This window comes from Cryobacterium frigoriphilum (assembly GCF_004403305.1).
GTDB classification, from domain to species: Bacteria; Actinomycetota; Actinomycetes; order Actinomycetales; family Microbacteriaceae; genus Cryobacterium; species Cryobacterium frigoriphilum.
Genome location: NZ_SOHE01000065.1, coordinates 41,088 through 50,914, shown reverse-complemented (window position 1 = coordinate 50,914; position 9,827 = coordinate 41,088). Strand labels below are relative to the sequence as shown.

Here is a 9,827-nt window from a genome sequence, read left to right as displayed (position 1 = left end):
ACGACCTCGGCCCGGGCGGCCTCGGCCGGGGCGGCGCGGGCATGAGCGGCAGCGCGCGCCTGCCCGGCTGGGCCAGCGGACTGCTCGGCGTCGCGGTGGTCATCGCCCTCTGGTGGCTCGGCGCCGCGACCGTGTTTCAGGGCGTCGGCTCGATGCCCGGCGGCGCCATCCCCACTCCCGGTGACGTTGCCGTGCAACTCGTCACCGACGGCCGGGCGTTCTACTGGCCACACGTCTCGGTCACCGTACTCGAGGCCGCCACCGGATTCCTCTGGGGCACCGGCCTCGCCCTGCTGCTCGCGGCCGTGGTGCTCGTCGTGCCGCGCGTCGAAAAGGTCGCCCTGCAGATCGCCGTCATCACCTATTGCATTCCGATCGTGGCGATCGGCCCGATCGCCTACATCGTGATCGGCGCCCCGCCGAGCGGCCAGCCCGCCGGAACCGCCGTGTTCCTCGCGGCTCTGTCGGTCTTCTTCACGACGGTCGTCGGGTCTCTCGTCGGACTCAAGGCAGCGGATGCCGCGAGCCTCGACCTCGTGACGGCCTACGGCGGCAGCCGCTTCACCCAACTGCGCAAGGTACGGCTCGTGTCTGCCCTGCCGAGCGTGCTGACCGCACTGCAGGTTGCCGCACCCGCCGCCTTTCTCGGCGCGATTCTTGGCGAGTATCTCGGTGGGGTCGAGCGTGGCCTCGGCATCGCCATGCTCGTCGCCGGAGCCTCGGCCAACGTCGACCGGGTCTGGGCCCTCGCGGTCGTCGCGGGTGTCGTCGCCGGGCTCGGCTATGGGTTCTTTGCGTTGGTCTCGCGCTTCGCAACCCCTTGGTCCAGCGGTCGGGCGGTCGCCCGATGAGCGCCGGCGCGGAGGAGGCTGCCGCGGGAGCCGCGGGGAGCGCGCCGACTCTGCCCGGGAGTGGGACATCCGCTGCCCGCGGAATCGCAGCCAGCATCGGGCCGGGCATTGGGGCCAGCCTTGGGGCGAGCATCGGGGCGAGCATCGGGCGGGCGATGCTCACCGGCCTCATCACCCTCGTGCTCGTGGTGCTCGCCTGGCAGGCGCTGCTGCTCGTGCTCGGGGTGTCGCCGTTTCTCGCGAAGGGGCCGCTCGACGTGTGGTCGTGGCTGTTCAGCGTTCCGGCGGCCGCCGAGAACCGGGCCGTCATCGGTGAGAACCTGGTCGTGACCCTCGGCGACGCGTTTCTCGGATTCACCGCCGGCCTCGTGCTCGCGACGCTGCTCGCGACGGTGTTCACGCTGTCGCGGGGCGTGGAGAGCGCGCTGATGCCGATCGCGCTGCTGCTGCGGTCGGTGCCGCTCGTGGCGCTGGCCCCGGTGATCAGCCTCATCACCGGGCGGGGGCTGACGACGGTCGTGGTGATGGGCAGCATCGTGGTGCTGTTTCCGGCGCTCGTGAATATCGCGTTCGGGCTGCGCTCGGCCTCGCCGCAGATCAGCGATGTGATCGCCGTCTATGGGGGCAATGCGTTCACGGCTCTGCGCAAGGTGGCCCTGCCGAGTTCGCTGCCCTCGTTCTTCGCAGCGGTGAAGATCTCGATTCCGGGGGCGATCACGGGGGCGCTGCTCGCAGAGTGGCTCTCCACGGGAACAGGGCTCGGCAACGGCATCGTGACGGCGGTCGCCCAGGTGAAGAACTTCGAGGTCTGGGCCTCGGTCGTCGCGATCACGGTGGTGTCGCTCGTGCTCTACGGCCTCGCGCAGCTCGTGGAGACCCTGGTGCTGCGCCGCATGGGCATGCAGCAGCCGACGACCTAGGCGCCGGAGGCCGGTCCGGGCTACTCGCTCGTCTGACGGGGTGCCCATGGGGCCATCTGTGAAAGTTCGCGGCCCGACCCCCATCCGCTCAGGCCTGCAGCGCCCGCCAGATGCGGTCGCGGGACATCGGCAGCTCATATAAGCGGATGCCGACCGCATCGCGCACCGCGTTGGCCAGCGCGGGCGCGACCGGGTTGTAGGTCGACTCGCTCATCGACTTCGCGCCGTAGGGGCCGAGGTCGTCACGGGTTTGCGCGAAATACACCTCGGTGACGGGCAGGTCCGCGAGCTGGGGCACGTGGTAGTTGCGCAGCACCCGGGTCAGCACGGTGCCGGCGCCGTCGAGCACGACCTCCTCGAACAGGGCGGTGCCGATGGCCTGCGCCACTCCGCCCTCGACCTGGCCGCGCACCTGTTCGGGGTTCATGAGGGTGCCGGCATCCGCTGCCTGAATGGACTGCAGAATCTGCACCTCGCCGGTGGCGGTGTTCACGGCGACGCGGAAGGCATGCACGTTGAAGGCGAGGGAACGCCGGGCCCCGTCTTCGTCGGCGATGCCGCGCAGCACACCGGCGACGGATGCCCCGGCCGGGCTGGGCAGCGAGGCCTCGGCCGCGTCGCCTGCTGCTGCCGGGTCGCTAACCGCTGCCGCCGCTGCTGCCGCGAGCACCGGCAGCGGCACGACGACCGGTCCGCAGCGCAGGCCGTCGGCCTCGAGTGTGAAGTCCTCGGCTCGCAGCCCGGTCTCTGCGGCCGCCGCCTCGCGCAGCAGCTCCGCGAGTCGGGTCGCGGCACCGAGCACGGCCTTGCCGGCCACGACGACGCCGGCCGAGCCGAATGCCCCGGTGTCGTAGCCGGCGTCATCGGTGTCGGAGTGTCGAATCGTCACCCGATCGGCCGTGGTCTGCAGCGCCGTCGCAGCGATCTGCGCGTGCACGGTGATGGTGCCGTTGCCGAACTCCGTGGTGCCGATCCGCACGGTGTAGCGGCCATCGGCCTCGAGGGTCACACTGGCCTGCGAGTGATGCCCGCGCGGGGGAGTCGTCGCGATCATCGACGACGCCATGCCGGTGCCGACCCGCCACTCGGGGCCGAATGGGGCGGCATGCCCGTTGCCGCGGGCGAGGGCCGCCTCGACCAGATCGAGGCACTGGTCGAGGCCGTAACTGCCCGAGAAGCCGATGTCTGGCCCTTCGGCCGCGGTCACGACGAGCGGGTCGCCGGGTTTCACCGAGTTGAGGCGACGCAACTCGAACGGGCTGATGCCGAGCCGCACGGCGAGCTCGTCGAGAGCACACTCGATCGCGTAGATCATCTGGCCGAGCCCGTAGCCGCGAAACGCGCCCGACGGCGGGTTGTTCGTATAGACGCAGTCCGCGTCGACCCGCTTGTTGGGCACGTTGTAGAGCGCCATCGATTCGGAGGTGCCGTGAAACATCACGCCGGGCCCGTGGTTGCCGTAGGCGCCGGTGTCGCTCAGCACGCCCAGCTTCAGGGCGGTCAGACGCCCCTCACTCGTCGCCCCCAGGGTCACCTGCACCCGAATCGGATGCCGCACGGTCGCCCGCGTGAACTCGTCGGCGCGGGTGAATTCGTACTGCACCGGGCGCTGGGTGGTGAGCACGGCGAGGGTCACGAGGTCTTCGGTGAGCAGTTCCTGCTTGCCGCCGAAGCCTCCGCCGACCCGTGCGGTGAAGACCCGCACGTCATCGGCCGGCAGGTCGAAGATGCGGCAGATCTCGCGCTGCACCAGAAACGGCACCTGGGTACTCGTGCGCAGCACCAGTCGGTTGTCCTCCAACCAACCGATCGTTGCGTGGGTCTCGAGCTGGGTGTGCGCGATGCGCTGAGTCTGCCAGCTGCCACTGACAATCGTGTGCGCCTCGGCCAGGCCGGCCGCCACGTCGCCGAACTCGCCGTGCAGTGCGGCCACGAGGTTGCGCGCGGGGTCCTGGATGCGGCTGGTCGCGGCATCCGCCTGCCCGTGCACGAGGGGCGCGCCGGGAGCGAGCGCGGCGACCGGGTCGAAGACGGCCGGCAGCAGCTCGTAGTCGACGGTGATGAGGCGGCAGGCGGCCTCGGCGATCGCGACCGAGTCCGCCACGACGGCCGCGACGCGCTGCCCGCGAAAGCGCAGCACCCGGTCGAAGACGAGGGTGTCGTCGGGGTCGTCGAAGCGGCTCTCGTGCCGGGCCGTGCTGAAACGGGTGGCGGGGGAGTCCGCGTGGGTGAGCACGGCGTGCACGCCCGGCAGGGCGCGGGCGGCGGTGGCATCAAGTGAACGGATGCGGGCGTGCGCGTGCGGGCTCGCGAGCATGCTCAGGTGCAGCAGGCCGGTCATGGCCACGTCGAGGGTGAAGGGTTCCTGCCCGGTGACCACGCGGCGGCCGGCGAGTGCGCCGAGGGAGGTCCCGACGAGTCCGCCCTCGAGGCGCGGAGCCCGGCCGGTGCGGCGCACCGGGCCGAGCGTCGCGGCCTGCACGGCCACAGATTCGATGGGCACGGATTCGATGGGCACAGCTTCGACGGGCACGGATTCGATGGGCACAGCTTCGACGGCCACGGATGCCCCGGTGCCGCCGGCCGTGCTGCCTGCGGCCTCGATCCCGACGCTCGTGGACATGCCGGCCGTGCCGTGACCGTGACCGTGGCCGAGGTCGAGACGGGGCTCGCCACTGGGTTCGTGGCAGGGCCCCCCGGCGGGAGTGTGCTGGCCGCGGATAGCATCGTCGATCGCCCGGTAACCGGTGCAGCGGCACAGGTTGCCCTTGAGCAGGCGCGGCAGATCTTCGAGGTCTTCGTCGCTCAGAGTCGATGCGGTGACCACCATGCCGGGGGTGCAGAACCCGCACTGGAACCCGGCGGCGTCGACGAAGCGCTGCTGCACGGGGTGCAGGGTCGGCTCGTCTCCGGCGTTCGTGCCGCTGAGGTTCGTGCCGCCGAGGTTCGTGCCGCCGAGTCCCGCGGCGGTCGTGACGAAGGCTCCCTCCGCCCGAAAGGCCGGGTAGATGCAGGAGTGCACCGGAATGCCGTCGAGCAGCACCGAGCAGGCGCCGCAGTCGCCGGTGTCGCAGCCCTTTTTCACCTCGAAGTGGTGCTGCTCACGCAAAAAGGTGCGCAGGCACTGGCCCTGGGCAGCCGGAGCCTCGACCGATTCGCCGTTGATCTGAAGTTTCATGCGCGTGCACCCGTCTGGTCGCCGCTGAGTTCGAGGCGGATCTCCTCGCCGAGCACCCCGCTCACCGCGCGCCGCCAATCGGCGGCACCGTGGGCATCCGTGAACCAGCAATCGATTGCGGCGATGTCGGCGGCGAGCGTGGTCGCTGGCGGCAGCTCGCTGTAGGCCAGCAGCACCGGGCGCAGGGTTCCGCCGGTCACGGTCAGCGTGAAGCCGCCGCCGGGGGCGAGGCGGCCGGCGAGCACGGCGCCGGAACGCCCGATCGGCGAGAGCGCGATCTTGCGGAACGCGGTGCGGGAGGCGAGGGCGTTGGCCGACACGTGGATCGAGCGCAGAACATCCGTCGGTGCGAGAATCGTGGTCATGTTGCCGGTGACGAACGTGACGGCGGGCACGCGTTCATCGGTACCGCCGCCCGTGCCGCCGCCGCGCCAGATGAGCAGCTCGGCATCGAGTGCGACGGCGAGGGTGATCATTGGGCCGGCGGGCAGCGCGGTGGCGAGGTTGCCGCCGACCGTGGCGACGTTCCAGATCTTGAACGAGCCGAACAGGGCCGTGCAGCACTGATACAGCAGCGGATGCGCCGCCCACCCGGCCGCAGCGCTCCCGCCGATTCCCGCCGCGCCGATTCCCGCGAGAGCGGGTGAATCGTCGCTCTGAGCGTCGCTAACCGACGACTCACCCGCTCTCGCGGGGCTGGCGGGGCTGGCGGGCACAAGCGGGGCGAACGCGGCAAGTTCGGCGAGGGTGCAGGTCGCCGCGATCTCGAGCCCGCCGTCATCCGTGACCGTGAGCGCCGGCCAGCCCAGGGTCGTGAGATCGACGAGCCCGGTGAGTTCCACGCGTGGATCGGCGAACAGCTCGCTTCCCCCCGCCAGCGGCACGACGCCCGGGCCGAGCAGCCGCAGGTCATCGCGGTGCCGGGCGGCGGTGATCTGGGTGACGGTGTTGAGGTCCATGCTGTCCTCCGACGGGGTGGGGCGACGGGCTGACGGCGTTGTCGAACGATGCGGGGTGCGTCCTGGCGGGGGCGGTTTCAGACGGATGCCCCAGCTCTGCTCCAGACTACTGCTGCCCGGGAGCAGCCCCGGGCCGCGGGGGCTTCGGTGCCGGACCGCCGACTCGCCGTGGCGCGTTTTGACAGCAGCTCGTCGCTGTCATACGCTCATGGAATCGATTCCATGGAATCGATTCCATGACAACACAACGGAGTGATAGACGTGAGCACCGTCACGATCAAGGATGTGGCCGCACTCGCGGGAGTATCGCCGGCAACGGCCTCCCGGGTGCTGTCCGGCAACCCCGCGACCTCGCCGCAGGCCCGCGAGCGCGTGGCCGCGGCCGTGAAGCAACTCGAATTCCAGCCCAACGCGCAGGCCCGCTCCCTGCGCTCAACCCGCACCGACAGCATCGGACTGCTCGTCTCCGACGTGCGCAACCCGTTCTTCGCCGACCTTGCCCACACCGTGGAACAGTCAGCCCTCGCGGCCGGCTACGTGACCCTGCTCGGTAACGCCAACGAGCGCACCGATCAGCAGGACCGCTACCTGAATTCGCTCATTTCGCGCCGCGTCGACGGCATCATCGTCGCGCCGCAGGGCGGAGACAGCGCGAGCATCCGTGCCCTCATCAAACGTCGCATCCCCACGATCTTCGTGGACCGCGTCATCGCGGACATCGACCTGCCCAGCGTGACCACCAACAGCGACACCGGCATCCGCCAGGCCGTCGCCCACCTCGCCGAACGCGGCCACACTCGCATCGGCTACATCGCCGGCCCCCAGAGCATTTCCACCGGGCGCGAACGGTACTCGGCCTTTACCCGCGCCATCGCGGCGACCGGACTCAGCGCCGACCCCGCCCTCATCTACGTCGGCGATTTTCAGGCCGCAAGCGGATCCGCGGCCGTGCACGCCCTGCTCAGCCTGACGGATGCCCCCACCGCCATCATCGCCGCCGACAGTCTCATGGCGGTCGGCGCGGTCGCCATGCTGCAGCGCCTCGACCTGCGCATCGGCGAGGACATCGCCCTCGTCGCCTTCGATGACATCGAGTGGTTTTCCCTGCTCACCCCCGCGCTCAGCGTGATCACGCACAGTGTCGAGGACATGGGACGCATCGCGGTGCAGCTGCTGCTGCAGGTCATCGACGGCCAGCACCCGCAGTCGGTCGTGTTGCCGAGCGAGCTCATCATTCGCGCGTCCTCCGCCGGCGCCGCCCACGCCACCCTGCCGCCCAGCTCAAGGAAGAACTGACATGACCGTGCAACCGCTCATCACCCTCCGCAACGTGAGTAAGGTCTTCGGCCCGGTCACGGTCATCTCCGACGTGACCGTCAACGTCTACCCGGGCAAGGTACAGGTCTTGCTCGGTGAAAACGGTGCCGGTAAATCCACCCTCATCAAGATGATGGCCGGGGTCTACCAACCGGATGCGGGACACATCGAGGTCGGCGGCCGTACCGTCGTTCTTCCCACGACACGGGCGGCCGAGGCGCACGGTATCGCCACGATTCATCAGGAGCTCAACCTCGTGCCGACGCTCAGCATCGCGGAAAACGTGATGATGGGGCGCATCCCGACCCGCTGGGGCATGGTTGACCGCACGGCCCTCCGATCGCAGGCGCGCGCCGCCCTCGACCTGATCGGCCTCGACGTCGATGTGAACACGCCCGTCGGTGAGCTCGGAATCGCCCGGCAGCAGCTCGTGGAAATCGCCAAGGCGCTGAGCATTGACGCCCGTATCCTGATCCTCGACGAACCCACCGCCGCCCTGACCCGGCACGAGACCGAGAGCCTCTTTCGCATCGTCGAGGACCTCCGTGGCCGGGGAGTCGGCATGCTCTTCATCAGCCACCACCTCGACGAGATCGCCGAGATCGGCGACTCCGTGAGTGTGCTGCGCGACGGCGCGTGCGTCGCGGAGGTTCCGGCCTCGACCTCCGAAGACGAACTCGTCAAGCTGATGGTGGGCCGCAGCATCGATGACCAGTTCCCGCGCCGATCCGGCCTGCACAGCACGGCCGTTCAGGCCGACGCCAGCCCGGCCGATGCCGAGAACCCCCTTCCCGAGGACGTGCTCGCCGTGCAGGGCCTCACCGCACACGGCCGCTTCGCCGACGTCAGTTTCACGGTGAAGGCCGGCGAAATCGTCGGCATCGCCGGTCTCGTCGGTGCCGGCCGCACCGAGCTCATCCGCGCCATCGCCGGGGTGGATTCCTACGAATCCGGAACCATCAGCATCCGCGGCCGCAGCCTGCCCAAGCACAGCATCAAGGCCGCCATCGCGGCCGGTGTCGGCCATGTGCCGGAAGACCGCAAGGGGCAGGGGCTGGTGCTTGACGCATCCGTCAACGACAATCTGGGCTACGCGACGCTCGCCTCCTCGGGGCGTTTCGGTCTCGCCGACTTCGCCGGGCAGCGCAGCAAGGCCCAGACCGTCGCGGAACGACTGCGGATTCGCATGCACAGCATCGACCAGCCGATCCGGTCGCTGTCGGGCGGCAACCAGCAGAAGGCCGTCTTCGGGCGCTGGATCATCGCCGAATCAACCGTGCTGCTGCTCGACGAACCGACCCGCGGCGTGGACGTGGGCGCAAAGGTCGAAATCTACGAACTCATGAACTCAATCACCGCCGCCGGCGGCGCCGTCGTCATGGTCTCGAGCGAGCTGCCCGAGGTACTGGGCATGAGCGATCGAATTTTCGTCATGCGCGACGGCCGTCTGGCCGGGGAACTCTCAGCGGCCGAGGCCACCCAGGACACCGTCATGACCCTCGCCGCCCGTTCGGTCGGCGACACCACCATTACCGACAGCAACCTTCAAGACAAGGACATCCCCGCATGACCACGAAGACCCCCGAGGTGCTGCACAGCGACGTGCACCGCGACGTGCACCGTGACTCGCAGCCCCGCCGCTTCGATGTCAAGCGTTTCCTCTCCAACAACGGTGCCCTGGTCGGCCTGGTGGTGCTCTGCATCGCCCTGGTGATCGCCACCCCCGACTTTCTCACCGGGCAGAACCTGCTCAACATCGGCATCCAGGCCTCCACCGTGGCCGTGATGGCGTTCGGCGTGACGTTTGTCATCATCGCCGGCGGCATCGATCTCTCCGTCGGATCGGTCGCGGCACTCTCCGCGATGGTCTCGGGCTGGTTCTTCGTGAGCGCCGGCCTTCCCGGCGGCGCTGCCCTCGCCGCCGGCCTCATCGCCGGCCTCCTCGCCGGTGTGATCAACGGCCTGGCCAGCGCCTACGGCAAGCTGCCATCTTTCATCGCCACCCTCGCGATGCTGAGCGTCGCACGCGGACTGACCCTCGTGATCTCCGACGGTCGACCCATCGCCACCGCCCCGCAGGTCTCCTTCCTGGGCGGCAGCGTCGGCCCGGTGCCGGTTCCGATCATCGTGCTCGTCGTCACCGCCCTCATCGCCTCGTTCATCCTCAACCGCACGGTCATCGGCCGGTCCATGTACGCCGTGGGCGGCAACGCGGAAGCGGCCCGGCTGTCGGGGCTTCCGGTCAACCGCATCATCGTCACGGTTTTCGCCCTCGCCGGGCTGTTCGCCGCCGTCGCCGGTCTGCTGCTGGCCGGCCGCCTCGATTCCGCTCAGCCACAGGCCGCGGCCGGCTATGAGCTCGACGCCATTGCGGCCGTGGTCATCGGTGGCGCGTCACTGGCTGGTGGGGTCGGCCGCATCTCCGGCACCATCGTCGGAGCGCTGATCCTCGTGGTCATTCGCAACGGCCTCAACCTGCTCAACGTCACCGCATTCTGGCAGCAGGTCGTGATCGGCCTGGTCATCGCCCTCGCCGTGGGCATCGACGTGCTGCGCCGCAAATCGCGCTCCAAATAGCGTCCCTTCTTCTTCTCCTCCACCA

7 protein-coding genes are annotated in these 9,827 nt (G+C 69.6%); 5 read left to right on the top strand and 2 right to left on the bottom strand.

Features of this window, described 5'->3' with window-relative positions; all coding sequences use genetic code 11:
- A partial coding sequence (locus E3T55_RS15620) for an ABC transporter permease (protein ID WP_338145133.1) occupies positions 1-851 on the top strand: 851 nt, incomplete at its 5' end.
- Positions 848-1,771 (top strand): ABC transporter permease, encoded by a 924-nt coding sequence (locus E3T55_RS15615; protein ID WP_134520481.1) that lies wholly within the window; start codon positions 848-850, stop codon positions 1,769-1,771. The genes E3T55_RS15620 and E3T55_RS15615, both read left to right, overlap by 4 nt.
- Positions 1,772-1,859: 88 nt before the next feature.
- On the opposite strand, the gene E3T55_RS15610 is transcribed toward E3T55_RS15615, so the two are convergent.
- Entirely contained in the window at positions 1,860-4,949 is a 3,090-nt protein-coding gene (locus tag E3T55_RS15610) for a molybdopterin-dependent oxidoreductase (RefSeq protein ID WP_134520480.1), read from the bottom strand.
- On the bottom strand, positions 4,946-5,908 hold the full coding sequence (locus E3T55_RS15605; RefSeq protein WP_134520479.1) for an FAD binding domain-containing protein: 963 nt from the start codon (positions 5,906-5,908) through the stop codon (positions 4,946-4,948). The genes E3T55_RS15610 and E3T55_RS15605 overlap by 4 nt, the downstream gene beginning before the upstream one ends.
- Positions 5,909-6,169: 261 nt before the next feature.
- Here E3T55_RS15605 and E3T55_RS15600 point away from each other — a divergent pair, with 261 nt between their 5' ends.
- The 3 genes from E3T55_RS15600 to E3T55_RS15590 are packed head-to-tail and all read left to right on the top strand — an operon-like array spanning position 6,170 to position 9,802.
- Positions 6,170-7,204, top strand: a complete 1,035-nt coding sequence (locus tag E3T55_RS15600) for a LacI family DNA-binding transcriptional regulator (RefSeq protein WP_198418581.1) — start codon at positions 6,170-6,172, stop codon at positions 7,202-7,204.
- A gap of 1 nt (position 7,205) precedes the next feature.
- Positions 7,206-8,795 carry a sugar ABC transporter ATP-binding protein gene (locus E3T55_RS15595; RefSeq protein ID WP_134520478.1) on the top strand — a complete coding sequence of 530 codons (1,590 nt, stop codon included), beginning with the start codon at positions 7,206-7,208 and terminating at the stop codon, positions 8,793-8,795.
- A complete protein-coding gene (locus E3T55_RS15590) occupies positions 8,792-9,802 on the top strand; it encodes an ABC transporter permease (protein WP_134520477.1) in 1,011 nt (336 codons plus the stop codon). Before E3T55_RS15595 ends, E3T55_RS15590 begins: the two co-directional genes overlap by 4 nt.
- The last annotated feature ends 25 nt before the right edge of the window (positions 9,803-9,827 follow it).